This window comes from Idiomarina sp. HB (genome assembly GCF_048059115.1).
Lineage (GTDB): Bacteria > Pseudomonadota > Gammaproteobacteria > Enterobacterales > Alteromonadaceae > Idiomarina > Idiomarina abyssalis.
The window spans coordinates 211,172-230,140 of the sequence record NZ_JAYLVU010000003.1; the positions used below are offsets into that span (position 1 = coordinate 211,172).

20 protein-coding genes are annotated in these 18,969 nt (G+C 48.4%); 10 read left to right on the plus strand and 10 right to left on the minus strand.

Annotated elements, in window-relative coordinates:
• The first annotated feature begins 332 nt into the window (after window positions 1-332).
• The 7 genes from VBY75_RS10365 to srmB all read left to right on the plus strand — a co-directional run bounded on the left by VBY75_RS10365 (window position 333) and on the right by srmB (window position 8,464).
• The gene (locus VBY75_RS10365) at window positions 333-1,073 is read left to right on the plus strand and encodes a metalloregulator ArsR/SmtB family transcription factor (protein ID WP_222235744.1); all 741 of its coding nucleotides are present in this window, start codon (window positions 333-335) and stop codon (window positions 1,071-1,073) included.
• On the plus strand, window positions 1,060-2,100 hold the full coding sequence (gene arsB, locus VBY75_RS10370; RefSeq protein WP_416512371.1) for an ACR3 family arsenite efflux transporter: 1,041 nt from the start codon (window positions 1,060-1,062) through the stop codon (window positions 2,098-2,100). Before VBY75_RS10365 ends, arsB begins: the two co-directional genes overlap by 14 nt.
• A gap of 244 nt (window positions 2,101-2,344) precedes the next feature.
• A complete protein-coding gene (locus VBY75_RS10375; protein ID WP_416512373.1) occupies window positions 2,345-3,340 on the plus strand; it encodes an ArsJ-associated glyceraldehyde-3-phosphate dehydrogenase in 996 nt (331 codons plus the stop codon).
• On the plus strand, window positions 3,340-4,551 hold the full coding sequence (gene arsJ, locus VBY75_RS10380) for an organoarsenical effux MFS transporter ArsJ (RefSeq protein WP_416512376.1): 1,212 nt from the start codon (window positions 3,340-3,342) through the stop codon (window positions 4,549-4,551). The genes VBY75_RS10375 and arsJ overlap by 1 nt, the downstream gene beginning before the upstream one ends.
• A gap of 280 nt (window positions 4,552-4,831) precedes the next feature.
• The gene (locus tag VBY75_RS10385; RefSeq protein ID WP_278358448.1) at window positions 4,832-6,322 is read left to right on the plus strand and encodes a SulP family inorganic anion transporter; all 1,491 of its coding nucleotides are present in this window, start codon (window positions 4,832-4,834) and stop codon (window positions 6,320-6,322) included.
• Between the two features lie 17 nt (window positions 6,323-6,339).
• Window positions 6,340-7,188, plus strand: a complete 849-nt coding sequence (locus VBY75_RS10390) for a universal stress protein (protein WP_222235749.1) — start codon at window positions 6,340-6,342, stop codon at window positions 7,186-7,188.
• A 31-nt stretch (window positions 7,189-7,219) separates the two neighbouring features.
• Window positions 7,220-8,464 (plus strand): ATP-dependent RNA helicase SrmB, encoded by a 1,245-nt coding sequence (gene srmB / locus VBY75_RS10395; RefSeq protein ID WP_224798077.1) that lies wholly within the window; start codon window positions 7,220-7,222, stop codon window positions 8,462-8,464.
• On the opposite strand, the gene VBY75_RS10400 is transcribed toward srmB, so the two are convergent.
• The 4 genes from VBY75_RS10400 to pomA all read right to left on the minus strand — a co-directional run bounded on the left by VBY75_RS10400 (window position 8,461) and on the right by pomA (window position 12,051).
• Window positions 8,461-8,805 (minus strand): VanZ family protein, encoded by a 345-nt coding sequence (locus tag VBY75_RS10400; RefSeq protein ID WP_054489423.1) that lies wholly within the window; start codon window positions 8,803-8,805, stop codon window positions 8,461-8,463. The genes srmB and VBY75_RS10400 overlap by 4 nt on opposite strands.
• 19 nt (window positions 8,806-8,824) lie before the next feature.
• Complete coding sequence (thiI, locus tag VBY75_RS10405; RefSeq protein WP_222235751.1) at window positions 8,825-10,276, minus strand: tRNA uracil 4-sulfurtransferase ThiI; 1,452 nt, start codon at window positions 10,274-10,276, stop codon at window positions 8,825-8,827.
• A gap of 66 nt (window positions 10,277-10,342) precedes the next feature.
• Window positions 10,343-11,281 carry a flagellar motor protein MotB gene (locus tag VBY75_RS10410; protein ID WP_222235752.1) on the minus strand — a complete coding sequence of 313 codons (939 nt, stop codon included), beginning with the start codon at window positions 11,279-11,281 and terminating at the stop codon, window positions 10,343-10,345.
• 2 nt (window positions 11,282-11,283) lie between these two features.
• Window positions 11,284-12,051, minus strand: a complete 768-nt coding sequence (pomA, locus tag VBY75_RS10415; RefSeq protein WP_222235753.1) for a flagellar motor protein PomA — start codon at window positions 12,049-12,051, stop codon at window positions 11,284-11,286.
• Between the two features lie 202 nt (window positions 12,052-12,253).
• Between pomA and VBY75_RS10420 the strand changes: the two genes are divergently transcribed.
• From VBY75_RS10420 to dxs, 3 genes are read left to right on the plus strand one after another with little or no spacing between them, the layout of a single operon-like run.
• Window positions 12,254-12,493: an exodeoxyribonuclease VII small subunit gene (locus VBY75_RS10420; RefSeq protein WP_054489432.1), complete on the plus strand. Its 240-nt coding sequence runs from the start codon at window positions 12,254-12,256 to the stop codon at window positions 12,491-12,493.
• Window positions 12,490-13,377 (plus strand): polyprenyl synthetase family protein, encoded by an 888-nt coding sequence (locus VBY75_RS10425; protein ID WP_416512381.1) that lies wholly within the window; start codon window positions 12,490-12,492, stop codon window positions 13,375-13,377. The genes VBY75_RS10420 and VBY75_RS10425 overlap by 4 nt, the downstream gene beginning before the upstream one ends.
• Before the next feature lie 4 nt (window positions 13,378-13,381).
• The gene (gene dxs, locus VBY75_RS10430) at window positions 13,382-15,238 is read left to right on the plus strand and encodes a 1-deoxy-D-xylulose-5-phosphate synthase (protein WP_416512383.1); all 1,857 of its coding nucleotides are present in this window, start codon (window positions 13,382-13,384) and stop codon (window positions 15,236-15,238) included.
• 27 nt (window positions 15,239-15,265) lie between these two features.
• Here the strand turns inward: dxs and VBY75_RS10435 are convergent, their stop codons facing one another.
• Genes VBY75_RS10435 through VBY75_RS10460 form a run of 6 tightly spaced genes read right to left on the minus strand, consistent with a single transcriptional unit; the run spans window position 15,266 to window position 18,967 of the window.
• Complete coding sequence (locus VBY75_RS10435; protein WP_416512385.1) at window positions 15,266-15,748, minus strand: phosphatidylglycerophosphatase A; 483 nt, start codon at window positions 15,746-15,748, stop codon at window positions 15,266-15,268.
• Window positions 15,749-15,762: 14 nt separating this feature from the next.
• Window positions 15,763-16,767, minus strand: coding sequence for a thiamine-phosphate kinase (gene thiL / locus VBY75_RS10440; protein ID WP_222235757.1), 1,005 nt, complete (start codon window positions 16,765-16,767; stop codon window positions 15,763-15,765).
• Window positions 16,768-16,770: 3 nt separating this feature from the next.
• The gene (gene nusB / locus VBY75_RS10445) at window positions 16,771-17,190 is read right to left on the minus strand and encodes a transcription antitermination factor NusB (protein WP_222235758.1); all 420 of its coding nucleotides are present in this window, start codon (window positions 17,188-17,190) and stop codon (window positions 16,771-16,773) included.
• Between the two features lie 10 nt (window positions 17,191-17,200).
• Window positions 17,201-17,665, minus strand: a complete 465-nt coding sequence (gene ribE, locus VBY75_RS10450) for a 6,7-dimethyl-8-ribityllumazine synthase (RefSeq protein ID WP_054489444.1) — start codon at window positions 17,663-17,665, stop codon at window positions 17,201-17,203.
• A 55-nt stretch (window positions 17,666-17,720) separates the two neighbouring features.
• On the minus strand, window positions 17,721-18,371 hold the full coding sequence (locus VBY75_RS10455; protein WP_224798084.1) for a GNAT family N-acetyltransferase: 651 nt from the start codon (window positions 18,369-18,371) through the stop codon (window positions 17,721-17,723).
• Window positions 18,365-18,967, minus strand: coding sequence for a lysophospholipid acyltransferase family protein (locus tag VBY75_RS10460; RefSeq protein ID WP_278358444.1), 603 nt, complete (start codon window positions 18,965-18,967; stop codon window positions 18,365-18,367). The genes VBY75_RS10455 and VBY75_RS10460 overlap by 7 nt, the downstream gene beginning before the upstream one ends.
• Window positions 18,968-18,969 lie beyond the last annotated feature (2 nt).

The following is an 18,969-nucleotide window of genomic DNA, read 5'->3' on the forward strand; positions in this document are numbered from 1 at the left end:
CCTTGGCCTTCGACACTCCGCCACAGGGGGCTCAACATTCATAACGCTTACAAGTGAGCAACCTACCCTATCTACACCTACCTGCCATTGATATCAGGTGAGGGCTGAAACAGGAGCGCGCCCGACGGTTACAGCGGGCCATTGTGGAGGTGTGCAGCGCCATGGATGGCGCTGCCCAAGCCCTACAGGGATGTATTCACGGGCGTCCTCCACAATGGTTCCTGTAGCCTCAGCGCTCTTGGTTCAGTCCCCAGCCTCCCAGCTTGGCTATTGCGCGGCCAATATATTCGGTATAGCATATATATGGATTATCGAATGTATGGTGTTACCTGATGACGAAGGTTTTGTTTCTGTGTACGGCGAATTCTGCGCGGTCTTTGATGGCGGAGGCTATTTTTCGGCAGTTTGCTGGTGATGACTTTGAGGTTGCCAGCGCGGGTACTGAGCCGACACAACCTGAACCAGGAGCTTTAGCGGCATTAGAGCACTTGGGTGTTGAAACGGATGGGCTGCACTCAAAAGCGCTTGATGAAATTAATCTCAATAGCTTTGATTACGTGATAAGCCTGTGTGATCGAGCTCGTACTGAGTGCCAAGCTTTATGCGGCGAGCAGCATTTCATTGCCTGGGACTTCCCCGACCCGGTGGCCAGTAAAAAAGCGGATGCTTTTAAGAAAACGGCGCATGAATTAAGCGAGCGTATAAAGATGCTGTTGCTTATTTTACGCAAGAAAAGTGACCGTCCGCAGCTGTTTGATGCACCTCATGAGTTCTTCAAAATTATGGCTGACCCCCTGCGCCTGAAAATGATTTTAATGCTGCAACACCATGGTGAGTTATGTGTTTGCCAATTCGTGGACGCGACTGGTATGTCACAGCCAAAAGTGTCGCGGCATTTGGCGCAACTGCGCGAATACGGCTTATTAGCCGACCGTAAAGATCAGCGCTGGGTGTACTATCGAATTAATCCCGCCCTACAGGACTGGATGGCGACTATGATTAAAACCACGGCGGCTTATCACGCGTCGTTAATTCCTCAACAGGTCAAGGATGTCGATAATGGGTGTGTTTGAGCGTTTTTTATCGGTTTGGGTCGCTCTGGCGATTATTGCAGGAACCTTACTGGGCAATGTATTCCCGGCAATTTTTGAAGTCTTGTCAGGTATTGAATTTGCCCAGGTTAACCTGATTATCGCCGTACTGATATGGCTGATGATTTATCCGGTCATGGTGCAGGTAAACTTCGAGTCTATTACACAAATTGCTAAAGAGCCGAAGGGGCTTATTCTAACCATCGTTATTAACTGGCTGGTAAAACCCTTCACCATGGCGCTGGTTGGCTGGCTGTTTTTCAAAGGTGTATTTGCTGACTTTATTCAGCCGGAGACCGCTAACGAATACCTGGCCGGGGTCATTCTACTTGGTGTTGCGCCGTGTACGGCTATGGTGTTTATCTGGAGTCAGCTGACCAAAGGCGATGCCAGCTATACTCTGGTACAGGTGTCGGTCAACGACGTCATTATGATTTTTGCCTTCGCCCCTATTGCCGCCTTGCTGCTGGGTATTACCGATATTATTGTGCCCTGGCAAACCTTACTGTTAAGTGTTGGCTTATACGTCGTGGCACCGCTTATTGCCGGGCTGTTAACGCGCCAGCGGCTAAAGAGCAAAGCAACATCGCAACAGCATAATGTCGACTCTGTACTGCAAACCTTTGATGCCCGCATGAAGCCCTGGTCCATTGTCGGCTTACTGCTAACCGTAGTGCTGCTGTTTGGCTTTCAGGCAGAGGTGTTACTCACACGTCCACTGGACATTGCCATGATAGCAACCCCGTTGCTGATTCAAACCTACGGCATTTTTGCTATCACTTTTATTATCGCGTTACTGATTAAGTTGCCTTATAGAATTGCGGCTCCGGCCTGCTTAATTGGCACATCCAACTTTTTTGAGTTAGCAGTAGCTGTGGCTATTTCATTATTTGGTTTGCAGTCCGGCGCCGCGTTGGCCACTGTTGTGGGTGTGCTGGTAGAAGTACCGGTGATGCTCTCTTTAGTCTGGTTCGCGAATAAGACGAAACACTGGTTTACATCAAGTTAAAGGGGAATGATGAGCGCAAAAACCCTTTAGATACTGGAGGGGGAGTTTGTTGTCTTGTAAGCGTTATGAGTGTTGCGCCCCCTATGGTGGAGTGTCGAAGGCCAAGGATGGCCTTCGTCAAGCCCTCATGGATGAGCTTGTCGCGTCTCCGCCATAGGGGGCGCAATGCTCAAGCGAAACAAGACAGCAAACTCCCCCCGAGCCCAAAAGCAGGCAGGTAAGAGATACACAAAAGGAGTCTTTTATGACGATTAAAGTTGGAATTAACGGTTTGGGTCGTATTGGCCGTTTAGCGCTACGCGCGGCGTGGGAAAACACTGAGCTGGAGATTGTTCAGGTGAATGACCCGGGTGCCGATGCCGCTACTTTTGCGCACTTACTCAATTTTGACTCGGTGCATGGTCGCTGGGGTTATGAAGCCGAAGGCGCGGACAATGCTATTCAAATTGGTGATGAACGCATTGCTTTCACTCAACACAAAACCATTGCTGACAACGACTGGAGTGGTTGTGATGTGGTTTTAGAAGCCTCCGGTAAGGTGAAAACCGTGAAGGTGCTCAACGATTACCTGTCACAGGGCGTTAAACGCGTGGTGGTATCAGCTCCAGTCAAAGAGCCCGGCGCTTTGAACATTGTTATGGGCGTTAATCACCACCTCTATGACCCTGACAAGCATCAGATAATCACTGCCGCGTCCTGCACCACCAACTGTCTGGCACCTGTGGTTAAAGTGCTGCAGGACAAAATTGGTATTAAGCACGCGTCCATTACCACTATTCACGATTTAACCAACACGCAGACCATTCTGGACGCGCCGCACAAAGACTTACGCCGAGCCCGTGCCTGCGGCATGAGCTTAATTCCTACATCCACCGGTTCAGCAACGGCCATTGTGGAGATTTTCCCGGAACTGAAAGACAAAATTGACGGCCACGCTGTACGAGTCCCCCTTGCCAATGCGTCCCTAACCGACTGTGTGTTTGAAGTTGAAAAATCCACTTCCGTGGAAGAAATTAATGACTGGATGAAAGAAGCCGCAGAAGGTGAGCTTAAAGGCATTCTGGGTTACGAAGAACGCCCGTTAGTGTCAATAGATTACAAAACCGACCCTCGCTCAAGCATTGTGGATGCGCTGTCAACTAAAGTTATTAACGGCACTCACGTAAAAATCTATGCCTGGTATGACAACGAGTGGGGTTATGCCAACCGCGCGGTTGAGCTGGTCGAAAAGGTCGGATAATGCTAAGTAAGCTGTCGCCGGCAATACGCCAATATTTAATTGTTACCGGCAACTACTGGGCCTTTACCCTGACTGACGGCGCGCTGCGCATGCTGGTGGTGCTGCATTTCCACCAGTTGGGTTACAGTGCGCTGGAAGTGGCCATGTTGTTCCTGTTCTACGAGTTTTTCGGCATAGTCACTAACCTGTTTGGTGGCTGGCTGGGGGCCCGTTGGGGGCTCAATCGCACCATGAACATTGGGCTCGGCATACAAATTGTGGCACTCGCCATGCTGTTGGTGCCCAGTTCGATGCTCACTGTTATTTGGGTGATGGCCGCTCAGGCGCTGTCCGGTATTGCCAAAGATCTCAATAAAATGAGCGCCAAAAGCACCATTAAGCTACTGGTGCCGGACGACAAACAAGGCCAGCTGTATAAGTGGGTCGCCATACTCACTGGCTCAAAAAACACATTAAAAGGCGTTGGCTTTTTCCTGGGTGGCTTGTTGCTTACATTAATTGGCTTTCAGGGCGCAGTGCTTGCCATGGCAGTTATGCTCAGCCTGGTTTGGGTAGGCAGTTTGATCTTCCTGAAAAAAGAGTCTGGCAAAGCCAAGTTCAAACCTAAATTTAAAGACATTTTATCCAAAAGCCGGCCTATTAATATTTTGTCGTGCGCGCGTTTTTTACTTTTTGGCGCGCGTGATGTTTGGTTCGTCGTCGCTTTACCGGTGTTCTTAGCCAGCCAGCTGGACTGGAGCCACTGGCAAGTGGGCAGCTTTTTGGCCTTGTGGGTTATTGGCTACGGTTTTGTGCAAAGCATTGCGCCTAAATTCACAAAAAGTAGCAAGGACGTGCCCAAAACTCAGGCGGTGGTATGGAATGCACTACTGACGCTGAGTCCGCTTGCGTTAACCCTGGCGCTTTGGCAACACTTGCCGGTTATCCAAAGCATTATTATTGGCTTAGGGTTGTTCGGCATTCTGTTTGCTATTAATTCGTCGCTACACAGTTACCTTATTGTCTCTTACTCACGCGCCGACGGTGTATCTTTGGACGTTGGTTTTTACTATATGGCCAATGCAGCCGGGCGTCTATTGGGTACCATTTTATCCGGCTGGGTATATCAACAGTGGGGGCTCATTGCTTGTTTAATGATATCAACGCTGTTATTGCTATTATCCACGGCTGCAATTAGCTTTTTGCCCGAGCGGGAGCAGCATCGCGTCTGATATGTCGTAGCCTGACATTTACGTCAGGTGCGATATCTGACCTGACGTAAACATCAGGCTACGCCGATGTGGAAATCACTTGTAGTTGGCACATTTTATGCTAAAATTCGCGCTCTTTTTTTGACCAGCCTCAAACCAGAAGGAGCCACCTACGTGCTGACGCGTATTACGCCACCCTAGCCGTCACTTCCCTGTCACAGGTGCGCAGTAGGCTGTTCACTGCTTTTCTGGCCATTCCGGCCGCTTTATGTTTGCTACTAAAATTTGGTGTCATTTAACTATGTTGAAGTCTATCCAGCAGAACTGGTTTTCTAATATACGTGGTGATTTGCTTTCAGGTATTGTCGTTGCTCTAGCGCTAATTCCTGAAGCTATCGCATTCTCTATTATCGCCGGTGTTGATCCGAAAATAGGCTTGTACGCTTCTTTCTGTATTGCCGTTGTTATCGCTTTTACGGGTGGCCGCCCGGGTATGATATCTGCCGCAACAGGCGCTATGGCCCTGCTAATGGTCACCCTGGTCAAAGATCACGGACTTCAGTACCTGCTAGCCGCCACTCTATTGACCGGCGTACTGCAAATAATTGCCGGCTACCTCAAACTTGGGGAGCTGATGCGCTTTGTTTCACGCTCGGTAGTCACGGGTTTCGTTAACGCGCTGGCCATTCTGATTTTTATGGCACAATTGCCAGAGCTGACCAACGTCACCTGGCACGTTTATGCAATGACCGCAGCAGGCCTCGCCATTATTTACGGTTTCCCCTACGTTCCGGTTATCGGTAAAATACTGCCCTCTCCGCTGGTTTGTATCGTGTCCTTAACCATAGTTGCCGTATTCTTAGGTCTGGATATTCGTACCGTGGGTGATATGGGCGAACTCCCGGACACTCTGCCGATATTCCTGTGGCCTGATGTTCCGTTAAACTTTGAAACCTTAGCGATAATTTTCCCTTACTCTGCGGCACTTGCGGTTGTTGGTATTCTTGAGTCACTAATGACAGCAACCATTGTTGACGACTTAACCGATACTTCCAGCGACAAAAACCGCGAATGTAAAGGTCAGGGTATTGCGAACATTGGCTCTGGTTTACTCGGCGGTATGGCGGGTTGTGCCATGATTGGTCAGTCGATTATTAATGTAAAGTCTGGCGGTCGTACTCGACTCTCCACACTTGTCGCCGGTATATTCTTATTGGTCATGGTTTTAGTTCTGGATAAATTACTGGTGCAAATTCCAATGGCCGCATTAGTTGCCGTAATGATAATGGTCTCTATTGGTACCTTTAGCTGGAGCTCCATTAAGAACTTGAAGAAGCATCCACTGTCCACCAATATTGTCATGGTAACCACGGTTGCTGTCGTTGTCGCAACACATAACCTGGCTTATGGCGTTCTGGTTGGCGTGCTTCTGGCTGCTATGTTCTTTGCGAACAAAATTGGTCATTATCTTTACGTTAAATCAGACATCGATACGGACGGCAATAAGCGTACCTACCGTGTCATTGGACAGGTATTTTTCAGTTCATCTGAAAAGTTTCTTGCGGCATTTGATTTTAAGGAAGGGGTTGAGCAGATTGTCATTGACCTGAGTCATGCTCACTTCTGGGATATTACCGCCGTTGATGCGCTTGATCGGGCTGTAGTCAAATTTCGCCGTGAAGGTGCCGAAGTTGAAGTCATTGGGCTGAACGAAGCCAGTGCAACTATCGTTGACCGTTTTGGCGTACACGACAAGCCTGATGCCGTTGACAAGCTGATGGGCGGTCACTAATGGAAAAGGATTCAATAATGAAACATGTTGTTGCTTGTATTGATGGTTCCGCGTCAACGCAGTCGGTCTGTGATTACGCCAGTTGGGCGGCGTTACGTTTAAGTACGCCTCTGACACTCTTTCATGTTCTGGACCAAGCCCGCTACCCTACCGAACCGGATATGACCGGCAACATAGGTTTAGGCAGCAGAGAAGCCTTGCTTGAGCAATTAGCAGAACTGGACCAGCAACGCAGCAAGCTTGCTTTAGAGCAAGGTCACCACATGCTTGAAAGCGCAAAGGAAAGAGCGCTTCATGACGGTGTCGAACAGGTCAATCTGCGACAACGTCATGGTGATTTAGCCGAGTCTCTTTTAGAAATTGAAGACTCTATGCGGCTACTGGTTATGGGCCTTCATGGCGAAGACACCTCTCGCACCAACCGCGTGGGTAGTCAGCTTGAAACTGTTGTACGAACCATGCACCGACCAATACTGGTTGCGCCTGAAGAGTTCACTGAACCGAAAAGTGTCATGCTGGCATTTGATGGCAGCGACTCTTCTCGAAAAGGCATTCGTCTTTTGGCTGAAAGCCCAATATTTCGTGGACTGCCACTGCATTTGGTGATGGTGGGTGCTGACACGAATGACAGCTACGCCTCTATTGAAGCGGCAGCAAACCATCTGCGTGAACTGGGTCATAACGTGCATTTTGAAATACGCTCCGGAGAAGTTGAACCGACTCTGCACGCCTATCAAAAAGAGCATAATATTGATCTAATGGTAATGGGTGCCTATGGTCATTCGCGTATTCGTCAGTTTTTAGTTGGCAGTACCACAACCAGTTTGTTACAAACAACCAACTCTGCTTTATTGCTGCTGCGTTAATCGCGGACAAAATGATCTCAAGGAAAATAATATGACCCCAGACTGGGAAGAGTTTGATCTTGATGACCGCTTAATTGCGGTCCTTCGGGACGCACAACTGAACAAACCGGCAAAAGTACAGCAACAGAGCATTCCTGCAGCCCTCGATGGCAGAGACTTGCTTGTTAGTGCCCCGACAGGAACCGGCAAAACCTTAGCCTTCCTGTTACCGGCCCTGCAACATTTGCTGGACTTCCCACGTCAACAACCAGGTCCTGCCCGCATTCTGGTTCTTGCTCCAACTCGCGAACTGGCTGAGCAGATTCATCAGCAGGCCCAACAGTTTGAAAGCAAGACGGGGCTGTCGTCCGTTGTGGTAACCGGCGGTATTAATTACGGCTCGCAACTGTCTCTGCTGGAAAAAACGCACGATATTCTGGTCGCCACACCCGGTCGCCTGATGGATTTGCTCGAAGCCGAGCAGTACAACCTGGAAGGCATAGAGTGGCTGATCATTGATGAAGCCGACCGCATGTTGGACATGGGCTTTGCAGCAACAGTTAAAGAAATGGCACTGCAGGCACGCCATCGCCAACAGTCATTGCTGCTGTCTGCAACATTGAATAGCTCTGGTGTTATTAAGTTTTCGCGCGAGCTGCTGACGGAACCTGAATACATTGACGTTCAGCCACCAAAGCGTGAACGTGGTAAAATTGTTCAGTGGGTACACTTAGCGGATACCGATGAGCATAAACGACAGCTTTTAATGAGCACACTGAAAGAACACCCGGGGCGGCAGTTTGTTTTCGTCAGAACACGTGAGCGGGTAGAGCTCATCGCCAACTTTTTACGCAGTCAGTTTGGTACCGGGCGCAAAATTGTCACCTTGCGGGGCGACATGCCGCAAAGTGATCGCCAGCGCATCATGAACGAGTTAAAACAGACCACAGATATCACGCTAGTAGCTACCGATATAGCCGCAAGAGGCCTGGACGTTGATGATATTACCGTGGTTGTTAACTACGACTTACCAAAACAAGCGGACGTCTATCTGCACAGAATTGGCCGCACCGCTCGCGGTGGACAAAAAGGCATAGCCATTTCATTAGTGGAAGCGCACGATGCTTTATTACTGGGGCGTATTGAACGTTACTTAGACGCTAAGCTCGACAGAAGAACCATTCAGGGCTTGAAGCCTCAGTATAAGTTCCCGTCGACAGAAAAGGCTCGTTCTAAGAAGAAAGATAAAAAGAAAAAGGATGCAAAGAAAAAAGATACAAAGAAAAAGTCGCGTTAACGCGACTTTTTTCTTAGGTATTTTTCTCTCAAGTGATGCCAGGCAAAGTAAGCGATAACACCGCTGGCATCCGCTAACCAGTCATAAACATCTGCGCCACGCCCCGGCGCATAAGCCTGAGCCAATTCAATCATTAAACCGTAGCAGGCTAAAAACAAAAGCGATAACCTGGCAGACAACGCAAAGGCCCGGTGGAACGTCAAAGCCAGAACGAAGAAGATCACAAAATGAACCAGCTTATCCATATAAGGGATACTCTGAGCTCCGGTACTGGGGAACTGCCACAGAAATAAAAAGGTGGTTATCGACAGCAGAACAAAAAACAGAACTCTTGCCAGCATAATTTACTTCTCTATTAAATTAAGGCTTATAAACCGATACGTTGCTATAGCCATTTTCGTGCAATAACAAAGCCTGCATCCGGCTCATAATGCCCTGATCACAATACAACAGGTATTCACGACTTTGATCCAATTCAGCAAATTGAGTGGCTAATTTAAAAAATGGTATCTCAATAACCTCTACATCTACCGACAAAGGCGCAGCTTCAATTTCTTCATCATTTCGAATATCTATGATGGTGGTATGACTTTTGAGTTCCGTGGTTGTATCCGGCAGCTCCAGTTCTTTATCAGTTTGAGTTGCTATATCCTGCATGCTGAGTACGTTTGACGCCTGCACCACTTGATCGAGTAAATCTTTATTAAGCTTTGCTTCTTCGGCTTCGATAACCGCAGGAATAGCTTTAACCGTTGGCTTATTTGAAATAACCCCACAGTATTCGGGAATCGATTTTGCCAAAGGCTCGGTGCCAATACGCTTGGCTTCATCAACAATTTCTTGTTTGTCCTTGGTAATAAGAGGCCGTAAAACTAGCGCATCCGTTGCCTGGTCAATAACCCGCAAATTAGCCAGAGTTTGACTGGACACTTGCCCCATCGCCTCGCCGGTGACCAAAGCCTGAGCTTTGACATAGCGCGCAACTTTATCGGCAGCACGTAGCATTTGACGCTTCAATACCACGCCCATTTGCCCGTTTTCCACATTGGTAAGAATGTCATCAACAATGGGCGCAAAATCAACGCTGATGAACTTAATGGGATGCGAAGCGCTGTAACGCTTCCAGAGGTAATAGGCTATTTGACGCACGGCCACTTCATGAGCATCGCCGCCTAAATTAAAGAAGCAGAAGTGCGTTCGCGCACCGCGCCGGATAAACTCATAGGTTGCAACGCCTGAATCAAAACCGCCGCTAAGCAAGGACAATACAGTTTCCTGAGTAGGAATTGGAAAGCCACCTAAACCGTTAATACGTTCTCCAACCAGGTGCACGACCTTATTCGTAATTTGCAGTGCAATTTCAAGGTCGGGTTTAGAAAGGTTAACGGATGCATCGGGAACGCGTTGCAGCAAATAGCCACCAATGTAACGCTCCAGCTGCTGCGAGTTAAACTCGTGATGCCCCTTGCGCTTAACACGCATAGCAAAGGTTTTACCCGGCAGGCGCCGTAGCCAGTGTTCGCCCACTAATTCCGCAATGGCATCAAAGTCGGTTAATGGCTGCTCGATAACCTCTGCAAACCAGGAAATGCCCGGCGTATTCTGTAAGACTTCTTTGATTTGATTACGTACTTCAGAATCATCGCCATCGGCTGAAACCTCAATTCGGTCCCACAGCCACTTTGCGTAAACCGAGTCATCGATTGGCGCCAGAATTTTACGCAGGTTATTGGTAAGTACTTTACCGTAACGCTTGCGTACAGAGCGGCTTTTAATGGTAATTTCGGCGTGCAGGCGAACAACAAACTTCATAGCAAAATCGTCAAGTCTTTAGGAAAGTGGGCAATTATACGTGTCCTGCCCGACAGAAACCAGCACTCAGTCAATAACATCAACCGGGTCAGATTCTGCCGCCTTACCCTGCATAACCGAAATTTCAACCCGGCGATTGCGCTTACGATTTTCTTCAGAATTGTTTGGTACTAATGGTTTAGTGTCGGAGAAGCCCATGACAACCAAGCGGTCCTCACTAAAGTCTTCAACTTTCAGCATTTCTTCAGCAACGGCCACCGCGCGTTTGCTGGAGAGATCCCAACGCGACGAGTAGATTTCTGAAACCAGACGTTCATTATCACTGTGCCCGGAAATGGTAATTTCGCCGGGAATATCTTTTAATGCCTCGGCAACCTGCTGAATGATAGGCCGGAACTGCGGCTGCAAGAACGCAGAACCTTCAGGGAATGAGCCCTGCTCGCGAATACGAATAATGATTTGCTGACCATGCTGTTCCAGCTCTATGGTTCCGGCTTTAATCTCATTCTCTAGCTGTTGTTCAATGCGGCGCATAAGCTCTTTAGACACCTGAGTCATGGCTTCGGTGTTTTCAGATTCAGCTTCTTTTTGATCTTCTGCGCTGTCAGCTTCCTGACCACCACGTTCGGTTTGTTGCCCCCCGGCAAAGTCAGACTCGCCTTCCTGAAATTCCAGCATTTGCTGGGTCATTTCAACGGTTTGCTGCTGAATGGTTTCAATGGGGGTCGGCTCCGGACGCCCGGGCCGGAATTCCTGTGCAATGACACTGGTACCTTTAGGAATGTCTTTAACTTCAATTTTATTCTGTACACCTAAGGCGTACTTCATAGAGCCGGCAATTTGCTTAAACTTTAATACATCCATCTCGGAGAAAGCCAGCAAGAGCACGAAGAAGCACATGAGCAAAGTCATGAGATCGGCAAAGGTTGCCATCCACATAGGTAAGCCCGCTGGCGGGCAGTTGCAGTCTTCTTCTTCTTCGTCTCTGACTTTCTCTGAGGCCATGACTACTCGTCCTCATCCTCATTACCAATACGCTTAGATTCAGCCAGGTAATTACGCAAAATACCTTCAATGACACGAGGGTTTTGACCGTCCTGAATACCTAAAATGGCATCCAGTATCAATTGTTGGTTCAGTTTTTCCTGTTCTGCGCGCAGCAACAGTTTATTGGCAATAGGAATAGCAATAACGTTCGCCAGAAACGCACCATAAAGCGTGGTTAACAAGGCAACGGCCATAGCCGGACCTATGGCTTTAGGGTCGTCCATATTGGAAAGCATAGCGACCAAACCAATCAAGGTACCTATCATACCCATTGCCGGGGCAACATCACTGAGTATTTTAAATACGCGAGCACCTTCCTCGTGACGAGAAAAACTCATTTTTATGTCTTTTGACAAGGTTTGGCGAACCACTTCGGCGTCATGGCCATCAACCAGCATGTCGACGCCTTTACGAAAGAATTTATTCGGAATTTCCGCCTCTTCCAATGCCAGGAAACCGCCTTTTCGCGCAGAGTCAGCCATTTCAACGGCAGTGTCGATAAGCTCTTGTGGGTGTTCAATTTTAAAGAAAAAGGCCTTAACGACGACTTTTCCCGTCCCTAAAAACTGGCTTAACGAGAAATTAGCTAAGGTTATAAATAATGAGCCACCGAATACGATAAAAAACGAACGCGCATCGATAAAAAGACTTATATCCCCACCCAGAATCATGGCGACCACAACAAAGCCGATGGCGCCGATAATTCCTATGAGCGTTGCTATATCCACTCAGCTTTCCTCCCCGATTTGCGTTTTCGCTTATGCTGCTGTGCTCATTCTTAAACAATAGCGCCGCTCTGACAAGCGACATCTGATCATCTTACACAGGAATAATGAGATCATCGGCTGACATTCGGGATTCTTTATCGGATAATTAACTTTCATTCTTGTAGCAATGCGGCTCAAAACAGATTTTAAGGCAGACTCAGCTATGGCAGAAGAACAGAAGCAGCAATCCTTTGAACAGGCTCTTGAACAGTTAGAGCAACTGGTTAATGAACTGGAGCAAGGCGATTTACCCTTAGAACAGTCGCTGAAAAAGTTTGAGCAGGCCATTGCGCTGTCACGCTCCAGCCAGCAACAATTGCAGCAGGCTGAACAAAAAGTCACAACCCTGTTAGCCGAGCAACAACAATCAGGCAATGATGAAAGTGATGGAGAACTGATGTGACGATTAATTCGTTAACAGCAGATACAAGAAAGCAAGTCGACACATTTTTACAGCAGAAGCTCGAACCCCTGACGTTAAATAAGCGTTTGAGTCAGGCAATGCAGCATGGTGTTTTACTGGGTGGAAAGCGTATTCGCCCCTATCTGGTAATGACTGTTGCCGATATCTGCGGCGCCAACCAAGACGATGCCTTGCGTTCAGCAGCTGCTATTGAATTAATTCACGCTTATTCATTAATTCATGACGACTTACCGGCCATGGACGATGACGACTTACGTCGCGGACAACCGACTTGCCATATTGCGTACGATGAAGCGACAGCTATTCTCGCAGGTGACGCACTGCAAACTCTGGCCTTTGAAATACTGACCGAAAGCAACATGCAGGACATACCGGCAGAGCGCCAACTGCAACTCGTTCATGTATTGGCGAAAGCCAGCGGTGCCCGGGGCATGTGTGCCGGTCAGGCAATTGATTTACAGGCAACGGCAAAGAACCTTACCGAAAGTGCTCTGGAGCAAATGCATTTAAGTAAAACCGGCGCATTAATAACAGCAGCAGCCAGCATGGGCGTTTTATGTGGTAGCAGCGACGCCCAAAAGTGGCAAGAAAAATTCGAACAATTTGCACGTTATTTGGGGCTGGCATTTCAAGTACAGGATGATATTCTCGATGTCGTAGGTAACACTGAAGCACTGGGGAAACCTCAGGGTTCAGATGCCGCGTCTGAAAAATCCACATACGTGCGTTTGTTAGGTATTGAAGGCGCTCAACGACGCTTACAAAACTTACATAACAAAGCGCTACAGTCATTAAGCGATATCCCTTACAATACCGACAAACTCGAACAATTTTCCGACTTGCTGTTAAAGCGGGACCACTAACTGAATGACTCAACAATATCCGTTACTCGATAAAATTAATTTACCCGCCGACTTGCGTCGCCTGTCACGCTCGCAATTACCTGACTTGTGCGCTGAAATTCGTCAGTTTTTGCTGACATCGGTCAGTCAGAGCAGTGGCCACCTTGCCTCCGGTTTAGGTACGGTTGAGTTAACAGTCGCCCTTCACTACATCTACCACACTCCTGAAGACAAGCTGGTGTGGGATGTTGGCCATCAGGCTTATCCGCATAAAATACTGACCGGGCGTAAACAGCAGTTGCACAGCATTCGCCAGAAAGACGGGTTACACCCTTTTCCGTGGCGGGAAGAAAGCGAATACGATGTCTTATCGGTGGGTCACTCAAGCACGTCGATATCTGCTGCTTTAGGCCTGGCCGTGGCAGCGCAACGCCAAAGTTTACGCCAGAAAGTGGTGTCTATTATTGGTGACGGGGCTATGACGGCAGGCATGGCGTTCGAGGCAATGAACCATGCTGGTGACATAAAACCCGACATGCTGGTGGTGTTAAACGACAACGATATGTCCATTTCTGAAAACGTCGGTGCTTTGAACCATCACTTCGCCCGTCTGTTATCCGGTCGTTTTTATACTTCATTACGCGAAGGCAGTAAAAAGTTACTCAGTCCTCTGCCGCATATTCGTCATTTTGCCAGCCGCGCTGAAGAGCACATGAAAGGCATGATGGCACCGGGTACTATTTTTGAAGAGCTGGGCTTCAACTACATAGGTCCTATCGACGGCCATGATGTCGACACCCTGGTGGAAACCTTGTCCAACATGCGCGATTTAAAAGGTCCGCAATTACTGCACATAGTGACGCAAAAAGGAAAAGGTTATAAACCAGCCGAGAAAGACCCCATTGGTTATCACGGCGTTCCTAAGTTTGACCCCGCGGAATCCAGCTTGCCGAAAAAAGCGGCAGGCGTTCCCAGCTACTCTGAAATTTTTGGACAATGGCTGTGTGATACCGCAAGTGGCGACCCGTCGCTAATGGCAGTAACTCCGGCAATGCGTGAAGGCTCAGGTATGGTTGAGTTTTCGCAGCGCTTCCCAAAACAGTATTTTGACGTGGCAATTGCTGAGCAACACAGCGTGACCTACGCAGCAGGTTTAGCCATTGCCGGAATGAAGCCTGTTGTTGCCATTTACTCTACCTTTTTGCAACGCGGTTACGACCAATTAATTCATGACGTGGCTTTGCAGAACTTAGACGTGTTGTTCGCCATAGATCGAGCCGGCATTGTCGGTGCCGACGGACCGACCCACCAGGGCGCTTTCGATTTAAGCTACCTGCGCTGTATTCCAAACATGTTGGTTATGGCGCCCAGTAATGAACAAGAATGTTTGGATATGCTAACCACCGGCTACCAGCATAAAGGTCCGGCTGCCGTACGATACCCCCGTGGTGCAGGCGTTGGGTTGGAATTACGTCAGGGTAAGGCTATAGAAATTGGTAAAGCGGTAACCGTTAAAAAGGGACAGGACGTGGCATTCTTAAACTTTGGCACCCTGTTGCCCGAAGTAGAAGAAGCCGCTTCAGCATTTAATGCTACCGTCATTGACATGCGTTTCGTAAAACCGCTGGACACCAACTGTGTGGACGAATTAATGAAAGACCACTCAGTACTGGTTACGGTGGAAGAAAACGTTGTAGCGGGCGGTGCAGGCAGCGCAGTCAGTGAATACGTCGCGCAGCACAAAGCCCGTCCTCAGGTTCTCAATATTGGTTTGCCCGATGAGTTCATTAAACATGGCTCTCAAGGCGAGGTTCGCGAGGAAATTGGACTAGACGCGAAAGGCATCCAAAGCCAGGTGAATAACTTCCTGAAAAAAGGTTAGAACAGACGGTTAGAGTGTCGGGTTTATTTAGCTGAGTAAACCCGATACCCACCATCCTAAGTGCAGTAACGCAGCAGAGAAAATACCGGCGAGGACATCATCCATCATGATGCCGTTACCACCGTGCAGCTTTCTGTCAGCCCAGCCTATTGGACCGGGTTTCCAGATATCAAAAATACGAAATAGGACAAAAGCAGCAATCAGCCATAAAGGTTCCACCGGCAGCGCGAACATGGCTATGGCGTAGCCAACTATTTCATCCCAGACAATAGCAGGGTGATCGTGCTCTCCCATAGCCTTAGCCGTATACTGGCAGATCCAGATACCCGCAAGCGTCATAACCACTAGCGCGAGCAGATACTCCCACCAGTTAAGCTGAGCCATTAAGAAAACAACAGGGATACCAACAAGAGTACCAAAAGTACCAGGAGCTTTGGGCGCCAGACCCGAACCAAACCCCAGAGCCAGCCAATGTATTGGGTTAAACCATGAAAGCGATGTCTTTGACATTAGTTCATAACCCTCTAGCCCTTTTCCCCGGAAAGATCATTTTCCGCAAAATGATTAAAACTGTGGTAACCATCGGCCAGAGACCATTCTTCGCCCTGATAACGCAATTGAATGCCCCCTTGTCCGCCATTAGCGACCCTGCCAATACAAACTGGCCGTGTTTTAAGGTGGGCTGTCAGGGTTTCCATACGTCCGCGATGCTCTTCTGGCAAGGTAAAGCAAAGCTCGTAATCGTCGCCGGCTGTTAGTGCCAAAGCTAATGCTTCATCCACTTTTAATGTTTCGGTTAAGGCTAAAGACAAGGGTAGTTTATCTAATTCGAGCTGACCGACAGTTCCGGCTTCTGTCATTAGATGCCCCAAATCTGCAAGTAAACCGTCGGAAACATCGATACAGGAGCTGGCTATGCCACGTAACGTTTGCCCCAAAGCAACTCTGGGCGTAGGAAAGTGCAACCGCTCAATCACTTGCTGTAAGTGCCGCCCTGTCGTGCTGACTTTGTCCTGAGTTACCTTCAGGCCTAAGCCTGCATCGCCCAGAGAACCGCTAACGTAAATCCAGTCTCCTGCTTTAGCTCCGGAGCGCGGTATTGCGCTTCCTGAAGGCAGCTGACCATGCGCAGTTACGGTAATAGTGAGTGGCCCTTTGGTTGTATCGCCACCAATCAACTGACAGTCGTAGTAACTGCAAATTTCATCCAGCCCGCCACTAAACTCCTGCAGCCAGTCTTCATCAACGTTTGGCAGGGTTAAAGCCAGGCTCACCCAACAAGGTTGGGCACCCATTGCCGCTAAGTCACTTAGGTTAACAGCCACACTTTTATGACCAATTGCTCTTGGCGGCGTGGTTTTATCAAAATGCACGCCTTCTACCAGAGTGTCAGTAACAATGACCAGGTCATGCTCGGGCAGTGGACGGACAACAGCGCCGTCATCTCCAATCCCCATAGCAACATCGCCCCGTTTTGCGGAGCGATGAGTAAAGTATTCATTGATTAGCGAAAATTCATCGCGGGGCATAAGTTACTGCCTGGTTGGGCGGAAAGTATCTACTGCTTTATCGAGAACGCCGTTTACAAAACGATGGCTTTCGTCGGCACCGAAAGATTTAGCCAACTCTATCGCTTCATTAATCGCTACTTTATAAGGTACATCCACTCGCTCGCGCAACTCGTAGGCAGCCAGTCTCAGAACGGCCATTTCAATTGGGTCGAGTTCTTTAATGGGTCTGTCTAAAAACGGTTCCAGCGCATCGTCCAGTGTCCGGTAATGCCCGCCAACACCACGAACCAACTCTAAAAAGTAGTCGACATCGACTTTGCTGGTATCGTTTTCTGTTAAAAATTGAGCCTCAATATCGCTAAAGCTATTTTGCGATAACTGCCATGAGTAAATTGCTTGCACGGCCAGCTTACGGGCCTTTCTTCTTGCTGCGGGTTTCATCTAATGTGTCTCAGAGTTGTTTCAGTACATTAACCATTTCAAGCGCGCTTAGTGCGGCTTCCGAGCCTTTATTGCCGGCTTTAGAACCACTGCGTTCAATGGCTTGTTCCAGCGTATCGGTGGTGATAACACCAAACGCCACTGGCAAATCAAATTCCGTTGCAACCCGGCCTAACCCGCTATTACATTCACCTGCAACAAACTCAAAATGAGGTGTTCCGCCACGAATAACAGCACCAACGGCAATAATCGCATCGTATTTACCTGAGCTGGCCAGGCGCTTAGCCGTTACCGGCATTTCATAAGCACCGGGAACACGCACAACCGTGATATCTTCATCGGCTACTTCACCGTAGTGTTTCAGCGTCTGCACAGCACCGTCTAACAGGCTTTCCACCATAAAATGGTTAAACCGGGAGACAATAATGGCAAACTTTTTACCAGCTGCGTTAATTCCGCCTTCAATTACCTGCATGAGTTTTCCTTATTAACCGTTCGTTAATTGCGCGCGATGATAGCACAATGCGGGATTATTTGCGTGATATTGCGTAGGAGAAATACTTTTCTTCTGCATCTAAGTCACGCCCGAGCGAACGCGCGTTACTACTTTCTAATAGCTGTAAGGCTGTATCGTTGCTTTGCGATACCGGGAACAACACTTGCCGCCAGGGCCAGCTTGCCTCCAGCCAATTTGTTAACAAAACAAAAAAGTCATTGTGCAAATTGTCATTCACCGCTGACTCTAATAACCACCAGCTAATTTCAGCGTTATAAGCATTGCGGGGAATACCGCTTTTCTCTTCTCTGCTGGCGGCAACGGGTACCATGTAAACGGCGCCAATTATGGACTTGTCTTCTTTATCAAGTACTAAGTAGGTAAAGCTTGTTCTTTCTTTGGCTTGCTCCAGGTGGTAGCTCACCATAGTTTCATTTTGTTCCAGACTGCTTTTTTCCGAAGGCCAGGCCCACCCAAGACGGTTATACAGCCACTTTTGCGATGTCATGTAACTGTGGAAGAAGCGATCAGCATCCGATGCTTCTATTGGGCGAATTATTAGCTTTTTGCCTTCAGCAGATTCAGGTACCATCCATTCACTGCGCCAGAAGTCTGCCGCTACCGCCGAATGAAAAACCGGCAGTATTAACAGCAGTAGACAAAGCCGCAAAGGAAGCTTCAACACGCCTCTCCCCGCTTACCTTGAGCATGTTCGAAATAGGACTTCACTCGCTCCAGTTCTTTCTCAATTTCGTCACTAACCATTAGTGCCGGGCCAATATCAATCGCTTTACGTGCATAGTCAAACGCTATGGGGACAACAGGCACTTTTGCTTGCTGTGCCATGTGTAAGAACCCTTTTTTCCATTCATGCACGCGTTTCCGGGTGCCTTCCGGCGTTATCACCAGAATCAGTTCATCTTTTTCTCTGAACTGCTTTACCATGTTGCCGACCACACCATTGGCGCTACTTCTGTCTATCGGAATGCCACCCAGTTTTGTCAGCAGTCCTTTGAGCGGAAAACGGAACAAGCTATGCTTGGCAAGGTAATTCAGTTTCAAACCCATAGCTAACATAACGCATGCACCGACTGGAAAATCCCAGTTTGAGGTATGTGGTGCCACAGGAAGAATAGCTTTTTTCACACTCGGCATTTCACCATTAATTTTCCAGCCACCGAGAACCCTCATGCCGAGTCGGCCAACCCAGCGCAGAAATCGATTATGGGTAACAGGGAACTCGCCTTTAACGAATTCCGGAATGGTATTTTTATCAGTCATAA

Excerpts from the sequence above, each read along its gene's own strand:
- VBY75_RS10375 (WP_416512373.1), top strand. The coding sequence starts at position 2,345 with ATGACGATTAAAGTTGGAATTAACGGTTTGGGTCGTATTGGCCGTTTA.
- ribE (WP_054489444.1), bottom strand. The coding sequence starts at position 17,665 with ATGCAGGTAATTGAAGGCGGAATTAACGCAGCTGGTAAAAAGTTTGCC.
- thiL (WP_222235757.1), bottom strand. The coding sequence starts at position 16,767 with ATGCCCCGCGATGAATTTTCGCTAATCAATGAATACTTTACTCATCGC.
- srmB (WP_224798077.1), top strand. The coding sequence starts at position 7,220 with ATGACCCCAGACTGGGAAGAGTTTGATCTTGATGACCGCTTAATTGCG.
- VBY75_RS10410 (WP_222235752.1), bottom strand. The coding sequence starts at position 11,281 with ATGGCCTCAGAGAAAGTCAGAGACGAAGAAGAAGAAGACTGCAACTGC.
- arsJ (WP_416512376.1), top strand. The coding sequence starts at position 3,340 with ATGCTAAGTAAGCTGTCGCCGGCAATACGCCAATATTTAATTGTTACC.
- arsB (WP_416512371.1), top strand. The coding sequence starts at position 1,060 with ATGGGTGTGTTTGAGCGTTTTTTATCGGTTTGGGTCGCTCTGGCGATT.
- VBY75_RS10420 (WP_054489432.1), top strand. The coding sequence starts at position 12,254 with ATGGCAGAAGAACAGAAGCAGCAATCCTTTGAACAGGCTCTTGAACAG.
- dxs (WP_416512383.1), top strand. The coding sequence starts at position 13,382 with ATGACTCAACAATATCCGTTACTCGATAAAATTAATTTACCCGCCGAC.
- nusB (WP_222235758.1), bottom strand. The coding sequence starts at position 17,190 with ATGAAACCCGCAGCAAGAAGAAAGGCCCGTAAGCTGGCCGTGCAAGCA.
- VBY75_RS10400 (WP_054489423.1), bottom strand. The coding sequence starts at position 8,805 with ATGCTGGCAAGAGTTCTGTTTTTTGTTCTGCTGTCGATAACCACCTTT.
- VBY75_RS10435 (WP_416512385.1), bottom strand. The coding sequence starts at position 15,748 with ATGTCAAAGACATCGCTTTCATGGTTTAACCCAATACATTGGCTGGCT.
- VBY75_RS10385 (WP_278358448.1), top strand. The coding sequence starts at position 4,832 with ATGTTGAAGTCTATCCAGCAGAACTGGTTTTCTAATATACGTGGTGAT.
- VBY75_RS10365 (WP_222235744.1), top strand. The coding sequence starts at position 333 with ATGACGAAGGTTTTGTTTCTGTGTACGGCGAATTCTGCGCGGTCTTTG.
- VBY75_RS10390 (WP_222235749.1), top strand. The coding sequence starts at position 6,340 with ATGAAACATGTTGTTGCTTGTATTGATGGTTCCGCGTCAACGCAGTCG.
- VBY75_RS10460 (WP_278358444.1), bottom strand. The coding sequence starts at position 18,967 with ATGACTGATAAAAATACCATTCCGGAATTCGTTAAAGGCGAGTTCCCT.
- thiI (WP_222235751.1), bottom strand. The coding sequence starts at position 10,276 with ATGAAGTTTGTTGTTCGCCTGCACGCCGAAATTACCATTAAAAGCCGC.